The sequence below is a fragment of the Massilia agrisoli genome (genome assembly GCF_020831365.1).
Taxonomy (GTDB): domain Bacteria; phylum Pseudomonadota; class Gammaproteobacteria; order Burkholderiales; family Burkholderiaceae_D; genus Telluria_A; species Telluria_A agrisoli.
In genome coordinates this window covers 309,678-331,240 of the sequence record NZ_JAJHPV010000009.1, presented here as the reverse complement: position 1 = coordinate 331,240, position 21,563 = coordinate 309,678, and the positions used below count along the sequence as shown (strand labels likewise).

Here is a 21,563-nt window from a genome sequence, read left to right as displayed (position 1 = left end):
GCTTGATTCTAGTGAAATCCGCGGCTTGCCGCTTGCGGCGGGCAAGTTCAGATGTCGAGCGGGTCGACTTCCAGCGACCATTTGACCCGGCTCTTCATGTCGCGCAGCGCCACGATCCATTCCTTCAGAAAGGCTTGCAGCGCGGGCCGCGACGGCGACTCCACCAGCAGCTGCGCGCGGTCGACGTTGTGCACGCGCGTCATGGTCATCGGGATCGGGTCGTTGATGGTGATGCCTTCGACCGCGCCGAGGTCGCGCGCCGCTTCCAGGAATTCGATCGCAATGGCCAGCTCGCGCGCCTCGGCACGCAGCAGCGCCTGGTACATATAGGGCGGCAGCGCGGCGCCGCGCCGTTCGTCGAGCAGGGTGTTGGCGAAGCGGTCGTAGTCGTGGCTGACCAGCGCGCCATACAGCGGATGCGAGGCGTAGCGCGTCTGCACCAGCACTTCGCTGGGGCTGCCGCCCTCGTTGCGCGCGGCCCTGCCGGCGCGCCCCGCCACCTGCATCAGCTGCGCGAACAGGCGTTCGCTGGCGCGGTAGTCCTGCGAAAACAGCGCGGTATCAGGGTTGAGGATGCCGACCAGCGTGAGCTTTTTAAAGTCGTGGCCCTTGGCGACCATCTGGGTGCCGATCAGGATGTCGACCTCGCCGCGGTGCACGGTATCGAACGCCGCCTGGGCGCTGCCCTTGCGGCGCGTGGAGTCGGCGTCGATGCGCAGGATGCGCGCTTCGGGGAACATCTGCTGCAGGCCTTCTTCGACCCTCTGGGTGCCGCGCCCGAGCGGCTGCAGGTCGACGTTGCCGCAGGTCGGGCAGTGGCGCGGGATGCGCAGTTCCAGGCTGCAGTGGTGGCAGCGCAGCCGGTGTTCCGGCTTGTGCAGCACCATGAACGAGGTGCAGCGGGTGCAGTCGCTGATCCAGCCGCAGGCGTCGCATGAAATCACCGGTGCGTAGCCGCGCCGGTTCAGGAACAGCAGCGATTGTTCGCCCCGGTCCATGCGCTGGCGCAGGGCCGCGATCAGGTGCGAGGTCAGCCCGTCCTTCGGTTTGTCGCGCTCCATGTCCAGCAGGCGCACGCGCGGCAGCACCGCATCCTTGACCGCGCGCTCGCGCAGCTCCAGTTTGCGGTAGCGGCCGGACCCGGCGTGGTGCCAGCTTTCCAGCGACGGCGTGGCCGATCCGAGCACGATCGGTATGCCCAGCTGGCGCGCGCGCCACACCGCCAGGTCGCGCGCCGAGTAGCGCAGACCTTCCTGCTGCTTGTACGAGGGGTCGTGTTCTTCGTCGATGACGATCAGCTTCAGCTGCGGCAGCGACGCCAGGATCGACAGCCGCGTGCCGAGGATGATGCGCGCGCGGCCCTGGTGCGCGGCCAGCCAGTGCAGCATGCGCTCGCCCTCGGACAGGCTGCTGTGCAGGGTCGCCAGCATCACGCCGGGGAAGCGCGCGCGGATATTCCCTTCCAGCTGGGGCGTCAGGTTGATTTCCGGGACCAGGATCAGTATCTGGGCGTCGGCTTCGCGTTCGAGCACCTGGGAGCAGGCCTGCAGGTACACCTCGGTCTTGCCGCTGCCTGTGACGCCGTACAGCAGGATCGGCGTGAAGCCGGTCGCGCCGCCGATCGCGTCGGCCGCCTGCTGCTGGGCGCCGTTCAGCACCGGTACCGAGATGGGGGTGGCGTCATGCACCGCGTCGTGCTTGTCCATCTTCTTGAGCGCGCGGTCGAGGTTGACCGTGGACGGCACGCGCAGGTTCTTCGGCAACCCGGGCAGCGCGACCTCGCCGAGCGGCCGCTGGTAATAGTCGGCGGCGAAGGCGGCCAGCGCCAGCCATTGGCCGGACAAAGGCGCGAGCTGGCTGCGCACGGCCAGGGCATCTTTCAGCTTTTCAGGGGGGACGTCGGTTTCATGCCCTACCCCGACAATGAGCCCGACTACTTCTCGGCGGCCAAAACTGACCAGCGCCAGCTGCCCCACCGCCGGCTCGCTTCCCGGGTCGCAAGGCCAGCGGTAGTCGAAGCAGCTGTCGAGGGGGGTGTCGAGGGCGACGCGAAGGATGCAGAAGCTCATCAGGCAGGCAACCGGTCAGGGTTTTGCGCCGCCAGCGCAGCCGAAAACACGCTTTTTCCCGAGATGCCTGCGCTTTGCACGAAGTTGTGGACAACTTTGTGAACAAACTCTGGATTTAGGGAACAAAATTTGTGCTTTGCACAAGACATGCACGGCTCCGCAAAAAATCAAATAAATTTATACGTTTAAATTCAAGAACTTGCGTACTGTACTTATTCACAGTGTTTTTCAGTCACGCCTGCGCCGCATTGTGCATAACTGTTGGCCGAAACGAAGTTTTTGTAGTCGTTTTTTGCCAGCCCGACGGCTTACGAACAATTTTCGCCTGCCTGGCCGGCCGCCCCGGAGATATTTACTTGAACCGTAAAGCTTATGCAGAAGATACGTATCAAAAATATCATGCGACGCAGCACATACCTCACCTGCTGCATGAGCTTTTCAGCTAAGTCCCGGTAAACGCTAGACATTTTTTGCTTATCCACAAAAGCTGTTGATAACTTTGTGGACAATGCTGGAAATTGTGCAGTCCCAGAGGGAAAATGCCTAATTTTTCAACAGCAGAGCTTACACCAGCAAAATTAAAATCTTTTTATAATCAATCACTTGCAAAACAGCTTACAGCGCAACAACTGCTGAGCGTTAAAGACATTGCAATAAATGCAATATGTGAATAAGTGTGATTTTCACAGTGCCGCATGGTACTGGAAGCGGGTCGGCCAGGAAGCCCTCGCCAACCCGCTTGTAGTGGAACTACATTATCCGCCGCGCTGCTTGCGGCTGAAGGCGTGCACCGCATCGACCATCGCCGTCACCGACTCAGGCGGCGTGAACTGCGAGATACCGTGGCCCAGGTTGAAGACATGGCCGTGGCCCGCCGACGGCGTACCGTAGGCGGTCAGCGAGCGCTCGACTTCAGCGCGGATCTGGTCTGGATTGGCGAACAGGATCGCCGGGTCGAGGTTACCCTGCAGCGCCACCTTGTCGCCGACCAGCGCGCGCGCCTTGCCCAGGTTGACAGTCCAGTCCAGCCCGACCGCGTCGGCGCCAATGCCGGCGATCTGGTCGAGCCACAGGCCGCCGCCCTTGGTGAAGACCACTGCCGGAATGCGCACGCCGTCTTTCTCGCGCTTCAGGCGGTTGACCACTTCCTGCATATAGTTCAGCGAGAACTCCTGGTAGGCGCCGTCGGCCAGCGCACCGCCCCACGAGTCGAAGATCATCACGGCCTGCGCGCCGGCGTCGATCTGCGCGTTCAGGTAGTCGGCTACCGCCGCCGCGTTGATCTTCAGGATGTGGTGCATCAGGTCCGGACGGCTGTACAGCATCTTTTTGATGGTATGCCATTCCTTGGAGCCGCCGCCCTCCACCATGTAGCAGGCCAGCGTCCACGGGCTGCCCGAGAAGCCGATCAGAGGCACGCGGCCGTTCAGCGCGGTGCGGATCTGGGTGACGGCGTTGAAGACATAGTCGAGCGAACCGAGGTCCGGCTCGCGCAGCGCCAGCACATCCGCTTCGGTGCGCAGCGGACGCTCGAACTTCGGCCCTTCGCCATCGGCAAAATACAGCCCCAAACCCATCGCGTCAGGCACGGTGAGGATGTCCGAGAACAGGATCGACGCATCCAGCGGGTAGCGGTCGATCGGCTGCAGGGTCACTTCGGTGGCGTAGTTCGGGTTCTTGGCCAGGCCCAGGAAGGAACCGGCGCGGGCGCGCGTTGCGCGGTATTCAGGCAGGTAGCGCCCCGCCTGGCGCATCAGCCACACCGGGGTGTAGTCGGTCGGTTGGCGCAGCAGCGCGCGCAGGAAGGTATCGTTCTGGAGCGGGGCGAATTGTGGCATGGCTGGCAATAAGGCGTGGGGAAAGCCGCTATTATCGCATTCCCGGGCCCGGCAAAGCGCATCGACGGGGCGCGTTGCACCGCCCCGGTGTATTCTCTATCATGCTGTCCTGCCCCCAACCTGCGCGAATCCCTCATGACCACACCTGAACAAACCGCCCCATTTGGCGCCTGGCCATCCCCGATCAGCGCCAGCATGGTTGCCGCCGGCGCCGCGCCGCTGTCCCAGGTCGCGCTGGACGGCGCCGATTGCAACTGGCTGGCCGGACGCGCCAGCGAGGCGGGCCGCACCACCCTGATGCGCCAGCGCGGCGACGCGGTTACCGAGATAACGCCGGCGCCGTTCAACGTCCGCTCGCGCGTGCACGAATACGGCGGCGGCGCGAGCCTGGTCGCGGGCGGGGTCGCCTGGTTCTCCCATTTTGCCGACAACCGCCTTTACGTTGCGGCCGATGGCGCGGCGCCTGCCCCACTGAGCGCACCGGGCGCCTGCCGCTACGCCGACTTCGTTGAAGATGCCGTGCGCGCGCGCCTGGTGTCGGTGCGCGAAGACCACAGCGCGGGCGGCGCGTACCCCGTCAATACCGTGTGCGCGGTCGGATTTGACGGCGCCGAGACGGTGCTGGTGCAGGGCGCCGACTTCTACGCGGCGCCGCGGGTGTCGCCGGACGGCCGTTCGCTGGCGTGGCTAAGCTGGGACCATCCGCGCATGCCATGGCAGGGCACCGAACTGTGGCTGGCCGACCTCGACGAGAACGGCGCGGTGGCGAATGCGCGGCTGGTGGCGGGCGGCCCGGACGAATCAATCTGCCAGCCCGAATGGTCGCCAGCGGGCGTACTGCACTTTGTGTCGGACCGCAGCGGCTGGTGGAACCTGTACCGGTTCGCCGGCGGCGAAGTACAGCCGCTGTGCAAGCGCACAGCCGAATTCGGCGGCCCACACTGGAGTTTCGGCGGTTCGATGTACGGCTTTCGCACGAACGACGAAATCATCTGCACGTTTATCGAAAATGGCGTGAGCCGCCTGGCCCGGCTTGCGACCGGCAGCGGCAAGCTGGAAGCGATCGCCAACCCATACCAGGAAATCCGCGAACTGCGCGTATCCGGCGACACCGTCGCGCTGCTGGGCGGCGCACCAACGATTCCGCTCGAACTGGCGCGCATCGACCTGGCCAGCGGCCGCCGCGACGTGCTGGCCCATTCGATTACCCAACTGCCGCCGGTGGCTTACCTGTCGGTCCCGGAAAGCATCAGCTACACCAGCACCGGCGGGCGCACCGCGCATGCCTTCTACTACCCGCCGTGCAACGCCGACATCAAGCCTGCGCCGGGCAGCAAGCCGCCCCTGATCGTCATCGGCCACGGCGGCCCGACCGGCATGGCCACCAGCACCCTGAAGCTGGCGACCCAATACTGGACCAGCCGCGGCTTCGCGGTGCTGGACGTGAACTACGGCGGCAGTACCGGCTTCGGGCGCGAGTACCGCGACTCGCTCAAGGGCCAATGGGGCATCGTCGACGTCGAGGACTGCGTCGCCGGCGCGCGCTACCTTGCCATGCGCGGCCTGGCCGACCCGGACCGCCTGGTCATCCGCGGCTCCAGCGCGGGCGGCCTGACCACCCTGTGCGCGCTCACCTTCCATGACGTATTCAAGGCCGGCGCCAGCTACTACGGCGTGTCCGACCTGAAGGGCCTGGACGCGGACTCGCACAAGTTCGAATCGCACTACAACGAATACCTGATCGCGCCAAAGCCGGAATCCGAAGCGCTGTACCTGTTGCGCTCCCCGATCAACCACACCGCGCAACTCAAGCGTCCCATGATCTTCTTCCAGGGCCTGGACGACAAGGTGGTGCCGCCGCAGCAGTCGTCGATGATGGTCGATGCCTTGCGCGCCAGCGGCGTGCCGGTGGCCTACATGACGCTCGAAGGCGAAGGCCATGGCTTCCGCAAGGCCGACAGCATCGTGCGCACGCTTGAAGCGGAGCTGTACTTCTACCAGCGCATCTTCGGCCTGGCAACGCCCGGCGCCCCGGCGCCGGTGGAGATCGAGAACATGCCGGAAACTGAATGACGGTTCAGGATTTGCGCGAAGGCTTCATGGCCTGCACGGCTGAGGACAAACTGGCCCTGGCGCTGCTGGCGCTCGCGGGCGAACCGATGGGCGCTGTCCGGGTTTATGAACACCTGCTTGCCGCCGGCCTGCTTGGCTACGATCCGGACGAAGGCATGGCGCGCCTGCGCAAAGCTGGCCTGGTGACCGCCGTGAACGGGCGTGGTTATGCGGTATCGCCGCAAGCCTCATGGCCTGCCATCAAACACGCCATCGACGACGGCCGGTTTGCCGGGCTGCGGCAGGCGTATGAACAGTGCACGCCACTGCGCAAGAACTGGCAAGGCTTCGTCATCCTGCGCAGCTACCGCCAGGGCGTCGCGCTGCTGCGCATGGCGCTGCTGGGCCGCGACCCGCCACGCCAGGTAGCGTCGCTGCTGTCGGCCTGCCTCGACTGCCACGAGGCTGCCTACCTGCACCCGCTGGTCGACATTTGCGGACGGCCGTTCGAGCCCGAACTGATGGACTACATCCACCCGCAGCTGCTCGACGAGGTGCTCACAGTCGTGGTCAACCACGTGCAGCGCGACCCGGCCAACGCCGCCGCGGTGCGCGCCTATGCGGAAGGGCATGTGGCCAAAGGCGCCGCGTCGATGAGCCTGCGCATCGTGCTGGCCGAACACCTTATCCTGTGCGGCCGCCTGGACGACGCCGCCGCCCAGCTGGCCGACCTGGACGCTTCGCTGGCGCTGTTCTTCCGCAGCGTGATCGAGCTGCTGCGCGACGGGCATGCGGCGGCGCTGGCCAGCTTCGACCAGGCCCTGAAGCTGCTGCGCCGCGAAACCGGCAAGCGCAAGATGTGCTTCTCCGGTATCGGTGGCCACCTCTACGTGCTGGCCCTGATACGCTCTGCCGATGCGAAGTGCGACAAGCTGGCCGAAACCTACCTCGACACCGCCACCCGCGCGGTCCAGAGCCACGACACCGCGGTCTACGAGCAACTGAGCATGCTGCGCCGTATTCGCGGCGGCACCGTCGATGTCGATGTGCTGCCATCGCGGAACTGGGAGGCAGCAATGCAGCCTTTCATGTTCCGCGCGCTGATGCACTACTGGCTGTCGCTGCCGCAGCTGGCCGAGCGCCGGGCGGGGCTGGAACAGATGCTCGAACAGTCCGAACTGGCGGGCTTCGACTTCATCTCGGCACAGCTGGCCGCGCTGCTTGGCCATCTGGGCAGCATCGTGCACGAGCAACGCGCAATCGTGCTGCGCCAGCGCCATCGCCTGCCGGACATGACAGCATGGTTCGAACGCGAGGAAGCATGGCAGCGCCAGCTCAACGCGCTGATCAACCTGCAACCGGCCGCCAGCACCGAGGTGGTCAAGGAAGGCCGCCTGGTCTGGCTGATCGACTTTGACGCCAACTACGGGGTGCGCGAGGTCGAGCCGCTGGAGCAGCGCCGCGATGCGCGCGGCGGCTGGAGCCGCGGCCGGCCAGTCAGCCTGAAGCGGCTGCACGGCGAGGGCAAGGACATTGACTTCGTCAGCGCCCACGACCTGGCCGCGATTGCCCTGATCGATACGCAGCGCTTCTACGGCAGCAATCAATACGTGCTCGACGCCGACAGGGCTGTCCTGGAGCTGGCCGGACACCCGCTGCTGTTCTGGAAGAACTCGCCGGGCACCCGCGTCGAAGTACTGCCCGGCGAACCGGAGCTGCTGGTGCGGGCCAACCGCGAAACCGTGACCATCACCATGCAGCCGCCTATCTGCGGCGGCAATGACGACGTGTGCGTGACGCGCGAAACGCCGACCCGCCTGCGCGTGGTGCGCGTCAGGCCCGAGCACCGCAGCGTCGGCGCCATCATCGGCGATGGGCTGGAGGTGCCCCTGCATGCGGAAAAGCAGGTGCTCAAGGCGATCAGCGCGATCTCGTCGATCGTCACCGTGCAGTCGGACATCGGCAGCAGCGCGGCGGACATCGTCCAGGTCGCGGCGGACGGCCGCATGCATGTGCACCTGCTGCCCTACCAGCATGGCCTGAAGATGCAGGTGCTGGTGCGCCCGCTCCCGGGTTCCGGCGCTTACTACGCACCTGGCAGCGGCGCCGAAAGCGTGATTGCCGACGTCGAAGGCGTGCGCACCGAAGCGAAGCGCGACCTGAATACAGAACGCGAAGCCGAGCGCCAGCTGGTCGGCGCCTGCATCGCGCTCGAAGAAGCCGAATCCGACCATGGCGAATGGCTTCTCGGCCAGCCGGTCGCCTGCCTGGAACTGCTGGCGCAGCTGCAGGAGCTGGACCCGGCCAAGGTGACGGTCGCGTGGCCGGAAGGCCAGTCGTTCCGGGTGACGCGCAAGGTCGATTCCAAATCGGTGCGTATCTCGATCAAGCGCGACAAGGACTGGTTCGCCGCCGATGGCGAAGTGCAGGTCGATGAAGGCAAGGTGCTCGACCTGCGCACCTTGCTCGAGATGCTCAAGTCCGGCAAGGGACGCTTCATCGAGCTGGGCGACAACCAGTTCGTGGCGCTAAGCTCGGAACTGCACCGGCGCCTGATGGAGCTCGCTTCGTTCGGCGAACAGCACGGCGACGGCGTGCGCGTACATCCGCTGGCCAGTTTCGCGCTGCAGGAGCTGGCGGCCGACGCCGGCGGCGTCAAGGCCGACAAGCTGTGGAAGGAACACCTGGCGCGGATCGACGCCAGCGCGGCCTTCGTGCCGCAGCTTCCTTCGACGCTGCAAGCCGAACTGCGCGACTACCAGGTCGAGGGCTTCGAATGGCTGGCGCGCCTGGCCCACTGGGGCGTGGGCGCCTGCCTGGCCGACGATATGGGGCTTGGCAAAACACTGCAGGCGCTCGCGCTGATCCTGTCGCGCGCGCCGCAGGGGCCGACCCTGGTGGTTGCGCCTACGTCCGTGTGCATGAACTGGATGGGCGAAGCGGCGCGCTTTGCGCCTACGCTCAACGTCAAGCTGTTCGGCGCGGGCGACCGCGGCGCCATGCTGGACGACGTCCAGCCATTCGACCTGGTGATCGCCAGCTACGGGCTGCTGCAACTGGAAGCGGATCTGTTCGCCAAGGTAAAGTGGAACACCATCGTGCTCGATGAAGCGCAGGCGATCAAGAACACCGCCACCAAGCGCTCGCACGCGGTGATGGCGCTGCAGGGCGACTTCCGCATGGTCGCCACCGGCACGCCGCTTGAGAACCACCTGGGCGAACTGTGGAACCTGTTCCGCTTTATTAATCCGGGGCTGCTCGGCACCAGCGACCAGTTCAATCTGAAGTTCGCCGGCCCGATCGAGCGCGCGCAAGACAAGCGGGCCGCTGCAGGCGCCCGTGCGCGACTCAAGCGCCTGATCCAGCCGTTCATCCTGCGCCGCACCAAGTCGCAGGTGCTGTCCGAACTGCCTCCGCGCACCGAGATCGTCCTGCCGGTCGACCTGACCGAAGACGAAGCGGCCTTGTACGAATCGCTGCGGCGCGGTGCGCTGGAAAAGCTGGCGTCGCTGGAAGGGCCGGAGAGCCAGAAGTCGATCCAGATCCTGGCGGAGATGATGAAGCTGCGCCGGGCATGCTGCAACCCGCAGCTGGTGGCGCCCGAACTTGGGCTCCAGAGCAGCAAGCTGACGGTGTTCAGCGGCCTGCTCGACGACCTGCTGGAAAACCGCCACAAGGTGCTGGTGTTCAGCCAGTTCGTCGATCACCTGACCCTGATCCGCAAGCACCTCGATGCGCGCGGCATCGGCTATCAGTATCTTGACGGCGCGACGCCCATGCAGGTCCGCAAGGAGCGTGTCGACGCCTTCCAGGCCGGCGAGGGCGACGTTTTCCTTATCAGCCTAAAGGCGGGCGGGGTTGGCATCAACCTGACGGCGGCCGACTACGTGATCCACATGGACCCGTGGTGGAATCCGGCAGTCGAAGACCAGGCGTCGGACCGCGCCCACCGCATGGGACAGCAGCGGCCAGTGACGATCTACCGCCTGGTCGCCAAGAACACCATCGAGGAAGGCATCGTCGACCTGCACAAGCACAAGCGCGACCTGGCCGACAGCCTTCTCGACGGCAGCGACGCGGCGGCGCGCATGTCTCCCGCCGACATGCTGCGCATGCTGCAGGACGGGCTGGGACACTGACGTCCGGCCGCTGTTACAAAACGGGCTGCGCTTTAGCGATTAATGCTAATCTGGCGGCCCGCCGCGCGTGCGCGCCATCATCTGCACGCCCAAGTACTTACGAGGCCAAACACAATGATCAAAACCAAAATAGCCCTGGCAGTCATGCTTGCTTCTTTCGTCCTTGCGCCTGTCGGCGCGGCGAAGCCGAAGAAGCAGGGCAAGGCCAAGGTCACCAAAACCGTCAAGGGAAAAAAAGCCAAGGCCAAGGCGCCGGTCGCGAAGAAGGCCGTGCTGGCCGCCGCGCCAGTCGCGGCAGCCACCAATGACAAGGCACAGGACCGCACCTTCAACACCCGCAGCATGCAGTTCCTGGTGGCGCTGTGGAAGCTCGATCCGGAATCGGCGATCACCGTCGGCAAATATGAGGGCGCTGCCAACCTGACCATCCCTAGCGCGGCGACGCGCGCGCAGCAGCTGGCGTTCACCAACGAATGGCTGGAAAAATTCGGCAAGCTCGATCCGAACAAGCTGTCCGACAAGCAGCGCACCGACCTCGCCCTCCTGGTTAACAAACTGGAAGCGGACCGCTGGTACCTGACCAGCTTCAGGGAGTACGAGTGGAATCCTTCGCTGTACAACATCGCGCAGCCGATCGACGTGGTCCTGAACACGCCCTACGCTTCCAAGCCGCAGCGCCTGCGCACACTGCTCAAGCGGATCACCCACGTGCCGGCCTACTTCGCCGCCGCGCAGTCGAGCATCAAGAACCCGACGCATGAACACCTGCAGCTGGCGCTTACCCAGGCGCCGGGCACCCTCGCGGTGCTCGCCGAACTTGGCAAGGCGGCGCAGGAGTCGATTTTGACCACCGCTGAAAAGAACCTGTTCGCGTCGCGCATCGCCAACGCGGGCACGGCGCTGCTTGGCTATGTCGACTTTTTGATCGCACTCGACAAGCAGCAGCAGGCGGCGGGCACGGCCCGCCCTTTCCGCATCGGCAAAGCGCTGTACGAGCAGAAGTTCAGGCATGACATCCAGTCGGTCAATTCGGCTGAGCAGACTTACCGCAAGGCGCTGGCCGCGCGCCAGGAGCTGCATGCGCGCATGGATGCGTTGTCGGACGAACTGTGGCCGAAGGTGATGGGCGCCGCACCGAAGCCGGCCGACCGCATCAAAAAGATCGGCATGGTGATCGACCGGCTGTCGGCCAACCACGTGCCGCGCGACCAGTTCTTCGCCGAGATCCGCCGCCAGATCCCGCAGCTGCAGCAGTGGGTGACCAGTAAAAATTTGCTGACCCTCGACCCGGACAAGCCGCTCGAAGTGCGCGAGACCCCGATGTACCAGCGCGGCGTGGCCGGCGCAAGCATCGAGGCGCCCGGCCCTTACCGCCCGCAGGACCGCACTTTCTACAATGTGACGCCGCTCGACGGCTTGACGGCCGAGCAGGCCGAAAGCAGCCTGCGCGAATATAACCACTGGATTTTGCAGATCCTGAATATCCACGAAGCGATCCCCGGCCACTACGCGCAGCTGGTCTACGCCAACAAGTCGCCCTCGCTGGTCAAGTCACTGTTCGGCAATGGCGCGATGGTGGAGGGCTGGGCGGTGTACGGCGAGCGCATGATGCTCGAATCGGGCTATGGCGACAACACGCCCGAGATGTGGCTGATGTGGTCTAAGTGGAACCTGCGCGTGGTGACCAACACGATCCTCGACTACAGCGTGCACGTGCTGGGCGCCAGCGAGGCCGACGCGATGGACATGCTGATGCGCCAGGCCTTCCAGACCCGCAGCGAGGCCACCGAAAAATGGCACCGCGCCAAGGTCAGCTCCGTGCAGCTGACCAGCTACTTCAGCGGCTACAGCGACATCATGGACTTGCGCGAGGAGCGCCGCCAGGCGCTGGGACCGAAGTTCGACCTGAAGGAATTCCACGAGCAGTTCCTCAGCTACGGCAGCGCGCCGGTGCGTGTGATCCGGGAGCTGATGCAGTAACCGTCCGATCCGGAAAGAGGTTTTACGCTTCCGGAATCAACATCAGCAGGTCGGTGGATCCCGGATCGACACCGGCCTGCGACAACAAGGTAGTCGCCTGGCCTCGGTGATGCGTCTGGTGGTTGAAAAAGTGCATTACCAGCGCGGAAAACGAGCGCGAGAATGGCGTTCCCTTGATGTTGTTGTACTTGAGCACGTGGCCGAGGTCAGCCTCGGTCAATTCCCCTGCCCATGCGACGATCACCCTGTCCAGCGCGGCGCGGCGTTCGCGCAGCGCCAGGAAGTCGCCTTGGCGCTCGTCGTAGGTGAATGGCCTGGGCATGGCGCGCACCGGGTCCAGCGAGCTGTGCGCCGCCGGGTGCGTGGCGAAGCGCTGAAGCCAGATCGTGTCGCCAAGCAGGATATGGTTCAGGGTGCCGTACAGCGAGCCGAAGAAGGCCCCCTTGTCCGCCAGCACCTCATCCGCAGGCAAACTCATCGCCGCGTCATACAGCCGGGTATTCATCCATTCGTTGTATTGCGCCATCAACCTGATGTGCTCGCACATGCTCATGGGAATCCCTCGTTTCCTGTAGAAATCGCATTGTAGGGCACGCGCATGCGCGTGTGCAATTACGCACACGCGGCGTGCCGGAACGAACCGCGAACACCGGTTTTTCTGCGGGACAATCGCAGTAGAATTCACCTGGGCTGTGATTTTCTGTGCATATTGCCCGGCCGCCAAAGCCTCCCCGCGCGGTCATCACCTTCACCATTTCCAAGAAACCACGTCCCGGACCCCGGCGGCTTCATTCCGCCTGTTCCGCCGTGGCGCTGCATCAGCAAAAAGAGCGAAAAGCCGAACCCACCCTTTAATCTTTAAAGAACGGAGACAGGATATGGCATTGACGATTACACCGACACTCGCAGCATGGGGCGCATCACTGGCGCTGCTGGCCCCCGCAGCCGCGCAGGCGCAGGTACAGGCCGGCCCGGGCACGTGGAGCGCAAACCAGACGTGGGCCAGCGACACCGTCAACGGCGGCGCGCTGACCGGCTACTACTACTGGCCGGCAACGCAGCCGGCTCTCGCGGGCAAGCGCGCGCTGGTCATCGTGCTGCACGGCTGCGCCATGACGGCGGCCGGCGACGTGATCGACAAGGCGGCCGACAAAGGCTTCAACTGGAAGGCCGCAGCCGACCAGTACGGGGCGGTGATCGTGGCGCCCAACGCCACCGGCAATGTGTATGGCTCGCATTGCTGGGACTACGCCAGCACCAGCCACAACCGCAGCACGGGGCATGACGGCATTTTGCTCGACCTGGTCAACCGTTTCGTCTCGAACACGCAGTATGCAATCGACCCCAAGCAGGTTTATATCGCCGGGTTGTCGTCGGGCGGTGGGCAGGCGATGGCGCTCGGCTGCATCGCGCCGGATATCTTTGCCGGCACCGGCATCAACGCAGGACCGCCGCCGGGCACCACCACCAGCCAGATCGGCTTCGTGCCATCCGGCTTTACCGCGACCACGGCGTCCAACAAGTGCAAGAGCCTCGCCGGCAGCTATGCACCAAGTTTCAGCACGCAAATCGCCAGCGTCATCTGGGGAACCAACGACTACACGGTGGCCCAGGCCTACGGGCCGATGGATGCGGCCGCGATGCGCCTGACCTATGGCGGCACGTACACCAAGGGCGCCGCCGTCACCGTGCCTACCGGCGGCAGCAATATTCCCTACACCGACAGCAACGGCAAGGTGCGCACCTCGGAAATCACTGTTACCGGCATGGGCCACGCCTGGCCTGCGGGCACCGGCGGGCAGAACGGTCATTATGTGGACGCCACCAAGGTCAACTACCCGATGTTCCTGATGAATTTCTGGTTCACCAATAACCTGCGGGTAGCACAGGTGCCGCCGCCAGTCATGAGCTCGTGCAGCGCCACGGTGTCGGGCAGCACGGTCACCGTCTCCGGCGCGGGCAGCAGTTCCGGCGGCTCGGTGACCAGCTACAAGGTGGTGCTGAACGGGCCGACACCGGTCAACGATGCGGCTGCGGGCAGCGGCGCCAGCTTCAGCAAGGCGTATGCGTCGCGGGCGGACGGCAATTACAGCGGCACCGTGACGGCGACCGACAGCGCCAAGGGCCTGACCTCGTCGGTGTGCAATATTCCAGGCTTCCTGGTCGGCCCGCCGCCGGCCATCCTGCCGCCATCGGGGCTGACGGTGGGCGCCAGGACCGCCAGTTCGATCGCGCTGTCGTGGAGCGCCGCGTCGGGCGCTACCGGCTACAACGTCTATCGTAACGGCGTGAAGGTGAACGCTTCGCCTGTCGCCGGCACGGCATACACCGATACCGGCCTTGCGGCCAGCACCACCTACAGCTACCAGGCATCGACTGTGGCGGGCGGATCGGAGAGCGCCCTGTCGGGAGCAGTGCAAGGGACCACCGCTTCGGCGTTCACCTGCAGCACGACCAACACCAGCAACTACAACCATGTGCAGGCGGGACGGGCGCATGACAGCGGCGGCTACGCGCTGGCCAACGGTTCAAACCAGAACATGGGGCTGAACAATACGTTCTACACGACCACGCTGGCGCAGACCTCGGCCGGGTATTACGTGATCGGAAACTGTCCGTAAGGAAGGGAGCCCTGCGCGCGGAAACGCGCGCAGGGATGAGGCTCAGACCGGCTCTTCAGGCACCTGGGTGGCGCGCACAAACACCGGCGCCAGCAGCAGGCCCAGTTCGTAGAGCAGGCACATCGGGATGGCCAGCGCCAGCTGGCTGACCACGTCCGGCGGGGTCACGATGGCGGCAATGACAAAGGCGCCGACGATGACGTAGGAACGGATTTCCTTGAGCTTGGCCACGCTGACGATGCCCATGCGCACCAGGATCACGACGACCACCGGCACTTCGAAGGTCACGCCGAAGGCCAGGCACATCGACATCACAAAGTCGAGGTAGTTCTCGATGTCCGGGGTTACCGCGATCGACTGCGGCGAGAAGCCGGCAATGAAGGCGAACACCCGCCCAAACACGAAGAAATAACAGAAGGCGACGCCGCCGATGAACAGCAGCGACGACGAAATCACCAGCGGCAGCACCAGTTTTTTTTCATGGGCATACAGCCCGGGCGCGATGAAGGCCCACACCTGGTAAAACACCCAGGGCAGCGCCAGCATGAAGGCAATCACGAGGGTCACTTTCATCGGCACCAGGAAAGGCGCGATGACGCCGGTGGCAATCATTTTTGACCCGACCGGCAGCGCAGCAATCATCGGCGCGGCCAGGATGTCGTAAATCGCAGCCGGGCCGGGCCACAGCGCCAGCAGGCCGAACATCAGGGCAATGCCGATCGAGGCCTTGACCAGGCGGTCGCGCAGTTCGATCAGGTGGGAGATAAAGGTCTCTTCGCCCGCAGCTTTTTCAGTCATTTAGAAGAACGAAGATTTGGATTGGACACCGGGGCGGAACTTGCGCACGCGGGCGGCGCCCGACATGATGTGGGTCTTGCCGCCATGGCGCTTCTTGTACCAGCCGGGAACGGCCGAATTGCGCACCAGCTTCTTGCGCCGGAAGTCGCGCGCCTTGCGTTCGATGTCGTCCATCGTGGCAGTGACGCCGGGGGACGAATCGTGGCCGCGCCATGCGGCTTCGACGTCGTCGCGGCTTTCGGCCAGCGTGTGCTCGACGTTTTCCTTGATCGAGTGCGCCGTCTCCTCGACTTCCTTCTGCAGGTTGCGCAGTTCGTCGAGTTCGATTTCGCGGCTGACTTCGGATTTGATGTCGTGCAGGTAGCGCTGCGCGCGGCCGTACAAAGTCCCGGCCATGCGCGCCACCTTGGGGAGCTTTTCAGGGCCGATGACTACCAGCGCCACCACGCCGATAATGGCGAGTTTGGAGAGTCCGAGATCGATCATTGAGGGGTAAACCTGGGCTGGCAGGCGTGCGCCAGGGCACGCCGGGCCGGCTTACAGCTTCGTCTTCTCTTTCGTGTCGACGTCGATCGTGGTCTTGTCAGCAACATGCTGGGTTGCAGCAGGCGCAGCCGGCTTGTCTTCCTCGCCCTTGACGCCGTCCTTGAAACCTTTGACTGCCTTGCCGATGTCGCCGCCCATGTTGCCCAGCTTTTTAGTGCCGAACACCAGCAGAATTACGACCAGCACGATCAGCCAGTGCCAAATACTCATTGAACCCATCATTTTCTCCTTGCGGGCAACCAACGGCCCATATCCATGAAACCTGCGGTATTTTACGCGATGCGCCCGGCTACGTCAGAATTAGCGCTGGCCTTTCCACGGGCGCGGACCGCCGTACATGTGCAAGTGCAAATGGTACACCTCCTGGCCGCCATCCGGGCCACTGTTAATCAGCGTCTTGTAGCCACCGCGCGGCTCGCCCTGCCCATCGAAGCTGACGGCGCAGCCATGTTCCGCGGCAAGCTTCGGCACCAGCGCCATCATGCGGCCCAGCATCGCGGCGTGGCCGTCGTTGCATTCGGACAGCGTGGCCACGTGCTGCTTCGGGATCACCAGGAGGTGCACCGGTGCGGCCGGGTTGATGTCCTTGAACGCCAGCAGCTCGTCGTCCTCATAGACGACATCGGCCGGAATCTGTTTTGCGGCGATCTTGCAGAAAATGCAGTTGCTCATGTTGGCTTCCTAGGTCGGTTATCGGATCCATCGTCGTTCCCGCCTGCGCGGGAACGACGCTTTGCTCTCTTATTCTTTGCGGGATGCTTTTTCTTCAATGCCCGACAGGCCTTCGCGCCGCGCCAGCTCGTCGAGCACCTGTTGCGGGCTCAGGTCGAAGCGGGCCAGCAGCACCATTGAATGGAACCACAGGTCGGCGCATTCATACAACACTTTCGACCGGTCGGCGCCGGCGCGCACGTCCTTGGCGGCCATCACCAGCTCGGTCGCTTCCTCGCCGATCTTTTTCAAAATGGCGTCGTCGCCCTTCGACATCAGCTTGGCGACATACGAGGTGGCGGGGTCACCGCCGTTTTCAGGTTTGCGCGATTCGATGGTGTCGGCCACGCGGGCTAGGGTCTGGCTCATTTTTTCTTTTTCGGTTTGGTATAGATGGTGGCCGGGTCCTGCAGCACCGGCTCGACGGACTGCCAGTCGCCGCTCATCACGTCGCCGTCGAACTTCTGGAAGAAGCACGAGTGGCGCCCGGTGTGGCAGGCGATGCCGCCGGCCTGTTCGATCTTGAGCAGCACCACGTCCTCGTCGCAGTCGAGGCGGATTTCAAGCACCTTCTGCACGTGGCCCGACTCCTCGCCCTTGTGCCACAGCTTCTTGCGCGAGCGGCTCCAGTACACCGCCTCGCCCAGCTCCACCGTCTTGCACAAGGCGTCGCGGTTCATCCAGGCGAACATCAGCACATCGCCGCTGCCCGCCTCCTGCGCGATCACCGGCACCAGGCCGTGTTCGTCCCACTTGACCTTCTTGAGCCATTTGGCGTTCGGCGCCGTCGTCGCTACTGTAACCATACGTGTTCCTGTTGTTCCTGGGCGGTCACGCGAGGCGCATCGGAATGCCCTGCGCGGCCATGAAGCGCTTGGCTTCGCCGACCGTGTGCTGCCCGTAGTGGAAGATGCTGGCCGCCAGTACCGCATCGGCATGGCCTTGCTTGATACCGTCGGCCAGGTCCTGCAGGCCGCCCACGCCGCCCGAGGCGATCACCGGAATGCCGATGGCGTCCGAAACCGCGCGGGTCAGGCCCAGGTCGAAGCCGGACCTGGTGCCGTCGCGGTCCATGCTGGTCAGCAGGATCTCTCCGGCGCCCAGGCTTTCCAGCTTGCGCGCCCATTCGACTGCATCAAGCCCGGTGGCGTTGCGCCCGCCGTGGGTGAACACTTCCCACTTGCCAGGTGCGACCTGCTTGGCGTCGATCGCCACCACAATGCACTGCGAACCGTGCTTTTGCGAGGCGTCGAATACCAGCTGGGGATTGGTGACGGCCGAGGTGTTCATGCTGACCTTGTCCGCGCCGGCATTGAGCAGGCGGCGCACATCCTCGACCTTGCGCACGCCGCCGCCGACCGTCAGCGGAATGAATACGCTGGACGCCACCTGCTCGATGATATGCAAAATGAGGTCGCGGCCATCGCTGGACGCGGTGATGTCGAGGAAGGTGATTTCGTCGGCGCCCTGTCCGTCGTAGCGGCGCGCGATCTCCACCGGGTCGCCGGCATCGCGCAGCTCGGTGAAGTTGACGCCCTTGACGACGCGGCCATCGGTCACGTCAAGGCAGGGAATGATTCGTTTAGCGAGCATATGATCAGGCTTCGCCGCTATCGGCCAGGCCGCCGTCGGTCAGTTCGTCGGCGCGTGCTTGCGCTTCCTGCAGGTTGATCGTGCCTTCGTAGATCGAGCGGCCGCAGATCACGCCTTCGATGCCTTCGTCCTGCACCGCGCACAGCGCCTCGATGTCGGCCAGGTTGTGCAGGCCGCCGGACGCGATGACCGGGATCTTCACGGCTTGCGCCAGCTTGACGGTGGCCTCGATGTTCACTCCGCCCATCATGCCGTCGCGGCCGATGTCGGTGTAGATGATCGATTCGACGCCGTAGGCTTCGAACTTCTTGGCCAGGTCGATTACTTCGTGGCCGGACATCTTGCTCCAGCCGTCGGTGGCGACCTTGCCGTCCTTGGCGTCCAGGCCGACGATGATGTGGCCAGGGAAGGCGCCGCAGGCGTCATGCAAAAAGCCCGGGTTCTTGACCGCGGCGGTGCCGACGATGATGTAGCTGATGCCCGCGTCGAGATAGCGCTCGATGGTGTCGAGGTCTCGGATGCCGCCGCCCAGCTGGACCGGGATCTCGTCGATGTCGTTTTCGACAGCGAAGTCCTGGACCGCCTTCAGGATGGCTTTCACGGCTGCCTCGTTCTTCGGCTTGCCGGCAAAAGCGCCGTTCAGGTCGACGAGGTGCAGGCGGCGCGCGCCCTGCTTGAGCCAGTGCAGCGCCATCTCGGCGGGATCTTCGGAAAATACGGTGGCAAGTTCCATGTCGCCTTGTTTCAGGCGGACGCAGTGACCGTCCTTGAGGTCGATGGCAGGAATGAGCAGCATGGCGATGTTCTTGGTTGGTGAAAGGTTAAGTCAGGGATTCCAGTGGACGAAATTCTTGTACAGCGTCAGTCCTGCGGCTGCACTTTTCTCCGGGTGGAACTGGGTGGCGACGATATTGTCGCGCGCGACCGCGCAGCAGAAATCGCCGCCGTAATCGGTCTCGCCGATGACGTCCGAAGGCAGCGAAGGCTGCGCATAAAAACTGTGCACGAAGTAGAAGTAGCTGTTGTCCTCGATGCCGTTCCACAGCGGGTGGGCGGCCGACTGGCGCACCCGGTTCCAGCCCATCTGCGGCACCTTGAAGCGCGAGCCGTCTCCTTGCCGCCGGCCTTCAAGCTGGAAGCGCACCACCTTGCCCGGCAACAGGCCGAGGCCGGGCGTGTCGCCTTCTTCGCTGACGTCGAACAGCATCTGCTCGCCCACGCACACGCCCATCATCGGGCGGGTTTTGGCGGCGCGCAGCAGCGCATCCTGCACGCCGGATTCGCGCAGGCTGCGCATGCAGTCGCGCATGGCGCCCTGGCCGGGCAGCACGATGCGGTCGGCGCTGTCGATGTCAGCTACTTCGCCGGAAATGAGCACCTCGGCGTCAGGCGCCACGGCCCGCAGCGCCTGCGCGACGGAGCGCAGGTTGCCCATGCCGTAATCGACTACAACAATTTTATTCATGAGAGTGGGCAGTCGGTTGGTTACAGGCTGCCTTTGGTCGACGGGATGGTGCCAAGCGCGCGGTCGTCGAGCTCGGCGGCCATGCGCAGCGCGCGGCCGAAGGCCTTGAACACGGTCTCGCACTGGTGGTGGGCGTTCTCGCCGCGCAGGTTATCGATGTGCAGCGACACCAGCGCGTGGTTGACGAAGCCCTGGAAGAATTCGTGCGCCAGGTCGACGTCGAAATTGCCGATCATCGCGCGCTTCCATGGCACGTGCATCTCCAGCCCCGGACGGCCCGAGAAATCGATCACCACGCGCGACAGCGCTTCGTCCAAGGGCACGTAGGCGTGGCCGTAGCGGCGGATGCCCTTCTTGTCGCCAATGGCCTGGGCGACCGCCATGCCGAGCGTGATGCCGGTGTCTTCGACCGAGTGGTGGGCGTCGATATGCAGGTCGCCGATGCACTCGATATCGAGGTCGATCAGGCCATGGCGCGCGATCTGGTCGAGCATGTGGTCCAGGAAGGGCACGCCGGTGTTCAGCTTTTGCTGGCCGGTGCCGTCAAGGTTGATCGCGACGCGGATTTTCGTCTCGTTGGTGTTGCGCGTTATTTCTGCGGTGCGGGTCATGAAAATGGCTCGGTTAATACGACATCATTGCAAACTCGTCGAAGGAATCAGCGCGTTTCGAGGGCGGCCCGCAGGGCCTCGACGAAGGCGGAATTTTCTTCTGGAGTACTCACGGTAACACGGATGCAATTCGCCAGCAGTCCGTGCATTTTACTCATATTTTTGATCATGATCTTGTCCGCTAGGAGTTGCGCGCAAGCACGATCAGCATCGGGTACGCGCACCAGCAGGAAGTTGGCGCGCGAAGGGAAAACGGTCACGCCGGGCAGCGTGGCGAGGCTTGCCGCCAGCTCGTTGCGCGCCGCATTGAGCGCGTCGGCCTGGGCGTTCAGCACGTCGATGTGATCGAGCGCAAATTCGGCGGCCACCTGGGTCAGCACGTTCACGTTGTAGGGCGGGCGTACCTTGTCCAGCTGCTCCAGCAGCGCCGGGCTGGCCGCCAGGTAGCCGAGGCGGATGCCGGCCAGGCCAAGCTTGGACAAGGTGCGCATCACCACCAGGTTCGGATAGCGCGGCAGGCGGTCCATGAAGCTTGCCTGGGCGAACGGCCCGTAGGCTTCGTCCACCACGGCGATGCCAGTGTCTCCCAGCGCCTCGATGATCGCCTCCATGTCCGCTTCGTCGAACAGGTTGCCGGTCGGGTTGTTCGGGTAGGCCAGGAACAGCGCCGCCGGCTTATGCTGGGCGATCGCGGCCAGCATGGCTTCGCGGTCGAGCGAGAAGTCGGCCTTGAGCGGCACGCCGACGAAGTCGCAGCCGGCCATCTGGGCCGAGCGCGCGAACATCACGAACGCGGGAACCGGCGCCATGATGACGGCGCGCCGGTCGGTACGCGCCACCGCGGTCGCGATGATGCTGATGATTTCGTCCGAACCGTTGCCGAGGATGACGTCGAAGCCTTCCGGCACGCCCAGGTTGGCGCGGATCTTCTGCTTCAGGGTGGCGTAGGTGGGAACCGGATAGCGGTTCAGCACCGCATCGGCCAGCCGCATCGCCAGCTCGGTGCGCAGGCGGTCCGGCAGCGCGTAGGGGTTTTCCATCGCGTCGAGCTTGATATAGCCGCTTGCATCGGGCACGTGGTAGGTGGCCAGCGCGCGCACGTCCGGACGGATGGTATTTTCAATCAGCTTTTCAAGCATG

General features: G+C 64.3%; 19 protein-coding genes. 5 read left to right on the top strand and 14 right to left on the bottom strand.

The window, feature by feature from the left end:
* Positions 1–47: 47 nt before the first annotated feature.
* Positions 48–2,069, bottom strand: coding sequence for a primosomal protein N' (locus LMJ30_RS05980; protein ID WP_229431428.1), 2,022 nt, complete (start codon positions 2,067–2,069; stop codon positions 48–50).
* Between the two features lie 539 nt (positions 2,070–2,608).
* Between LMJ30_RS05980 and LMJ30_RS21640 the strand changes: the two genes are divergently transcribed.
* Positions 2,609–2,743, top strand: coding sequence for a hypothetical protein (locus LMJ30_RS21640; RefSeq protein ID WP_267869561.1), 135 nt, complete (start codon positions 2,609–2,611; stop codon positions 2,741–2,743).
* 81 nt (positions 2,744–2,824) lie between these two features.
* Here the strand turns inward: LMJ30_RS21640 and hemE are convergent, their stop codons facing one another.
* Positions 2,825–3,907, bottom strand: coding sequence for a uroporphyrinogen decarboxylase (gene hemE, locus LMJ30_RS05975; RefSeq protein WP_229431427.1), 1,083 nt, complete (start codon positions 3,905–3,907; stop codon positions 2,825–2,827).
* Positions 3,908–4,042: 135 nt separating this feature from the next.
* On the opposite strand from hemE, the gene LMJ30_RS05970 reads away from it, so the two are divergent.
* The 3 genes from LMJ30_RS05970 (at position 4,043) to LMJ30_RS05960 (ending at position 12,078) form a co-directional block, all read left to right on the top strand.
* Positions 4,043–5,980 carry a dipeptidyl-peptidase 5 gene (locus LMJ30_RS05970; protein ID WP_229431426.1) on the top strand — a complete coding sequence of 646 codons (1,938 nt, stop codon included), beginning with the start codon at positions 4,043–4,045 and terminating at the stop codon, positions 5,978–5,980.
* Positions 5,977–10,098 carry a DEAD/DEAH box helicase gene (locus LMJ30_RS05965; RefSeq protein WP_229431425.1) on the top strand — a complete coding sequence of 1,374 codons (4,122 nt, stop codon included), beginning with the start codon at positions 5,977–5,979 and terminating at the stop codon, positions 10,096–10,098. The genes LMJ30_RS05970 and LMJ30_RS05965 overlap by 4 nt, the downstream gene beginning before the upstream one ends.
* Before the next feature lie 114 nt (positions 10,099–10,212).
* Entirely contained in the window at positions 10,213–12,078 is a 1,866-nt protein-coding gene (locus LMJ30_RS05960) for a DUF885 domain-containing protein (protein WP_229431424.1), read from the top strand.
* Positions 12,079–12,100: 22 nt separating this feature from the next.
* Here LMJ30_RS05960 and LMJ30_RS05955 read toward each other — a convergent pair whose 3' ends face one another.
* Positions 12,101–12,631: a DinB family protein gene (locus LMJ30_RS05955; protein WP_229431423.1), complete on the bottom strand. Its 531-nt coding sequence runs from the start codon at positions 12,629–12,631 to the stop codon at positions 12,101–12,103.
* A gap of 325 nt (positions 12,632–12,956) precedes the next feature.
* Between LMJ30_RS05955 and LMJ30_RS05950 the strand changes: the two genes are divergently transcribed.
* Positions 12,957–14,699, top strand: a complete 1,743-nt coding sequence (locus LMJ30_RS05950; RefSeq protein WP_229431422.1) for an extracellular catalytic domain type 1 short-chain-length polyhydroxyalkanoate depolymerase — start codon at positions 12,957–12,959, stop codon at positions 14,697–14,699.
* A 42-nt stretch (positions 14,700–14,741) separates the two neighbouring features.
* On the opposite strand, the gene tatC is transcribed toward LMJ30_RS05950, so the two are convergent.
* From tatC to hisC, 11 genes are all read right to left on the bottom strand, one after another.
* Positions 14,742–15,497, bottom strand: coding sequence for a twin-arginine translocase subunit TatC (gene tatC, locus LMJ30_RS05945; RefSeq protein ID WP_229431421.1), 756 nt, complete (start codon positions 15,495–15,497; stop codon positions 14,742–14,744).
* A complete protein-coding gene (tatB, locus tag LMJ30_RS05940) occupies positions 15,498–15,983 on the bottom strand; it encodes a Sec-independent protein translocase protein TatB (protein WP_229431420.1) in 486 nt (161 codons plus the stop codon).
* 51 nt (positions 15,984–16,034) lie between these two features.
* Positions 16,035–16,262, bottom strand: coding sequence for a Sec-independent protein translocase subunit TatA (gene tatA / locus LMJ30_RS05935; RefSeq protein ID WP_229431528.1), 228 nt, complete (start codon positions 16,260–16,262; stop codon positions 16,035–16,037).
* Positions 16,263–16,343: 81 nt separating this feature from the next.
* Positions 16,344–16,715, bottom strand: coding sequence for a histidine triad nucleotide-binding protein (locus LMJ30_RS05930; RefSeq protein WP_229431419.1), 372 nt, complete (start codon positions 16,713–16,715; stop codon positions 16,344–16,346).
* 69 nt (positions 16,716–16,784) lie between these two features.
* Positions 16,785–17,123 carry a phosphoribosyl-ATP diphosphatase gene (locus LMJ30_RS05925; RefSeq protein WP_229431418.1) on the bottom strand — a complete coding sequence of 113 codons (339 nt, stop codon included), beginning with the start codon at positions 17,121–17,123 and terminating at the stop codon, positions 16,785–16,787.
* Complete coding sequence (gene hisI / locus LMJ30_RS05920; RefSeq protein ID WP_229431417.1) at positions 17,120–17,560, bottom strand: phosphoribosyl-AMP cyclohydrolase; 441 nt, start codon at positions 17,558–17,560, stop codon at positions 17,120–17,122. Before hisI ends, LMJ30_RS05925 begins: the two co-directional genes overlap by 4 nt.
* A gap of 25 nt (positions 17,561–17,585) precedes the next feature.
* On the bottom strand, positions 17,586–18,347 hold the full coding sequence (gene hisF / locus LMJ30_RS05915) for an imidazole glycerol phosphate synthase subunit HisF (protein WP_229431416.1): 762 nt from the start codon (positions 18,345–18,347) through the stop codon (positions 17,586–17,588).
* A gap of 4 nt (positions 18,348–18,351) precedes the next feature.
* Positions 18,352–19,143 (bottom strand): 1-(5-phosphoribosyl)-5-[(5-phosphoribosylamino)methylideneamino]imidazole-4-carboxamide isomerase, encoded by a 792-nt coding sequence (gene hisA / locus LMJ30_RS05910; RefSeq protein ID WP_229431415.1) that lies wholly within the window; start codon positions 19,141–19,143, stop codon positions 18,352–18,354.
* 30 nt (positions 19,144–19,173) lie between these two features.
* Entirely contained in the window at positions 19,174–19,812 is a 639-nt protein-coding gene (gene hisH / locus LMJ30_RS05905) for an imidazole glycerol phosphate synthase subunit HisH (RefSeq protein ID WP_229431414.1), read from the bottom strand.
* 20 nt (positions 19,813–19,832) lie between these two features.
* Positions 19,833–20,423: an imidazoleglycerol-phosphate dehydratase HisB gene (hisB, locus tag LMJ30_RS05900; RefSeq protein ID WP_169464279.1), complete on the bottom strand. Its 591-nt coding sequence runs from the start codon at positions 20,421–20,423 to the stop codon at positions 19,833–19,835.
* 47 nt (positions 20,424–20,470) lie between these two features.
* On the bottom strand, positions 20,471–21,562 hold the full coding sequence (gene hisC, locus LMJ30_RS05895; RefSeq protein ID WP_229431413.1) for a histidinol-phosphate transaminase: 1,092 nt from the start codon (positions 21,560–21,562) through the stop codon (positions 20,471–20,473).
* Position 21,563: the final 1 nt, after the last annotated feature.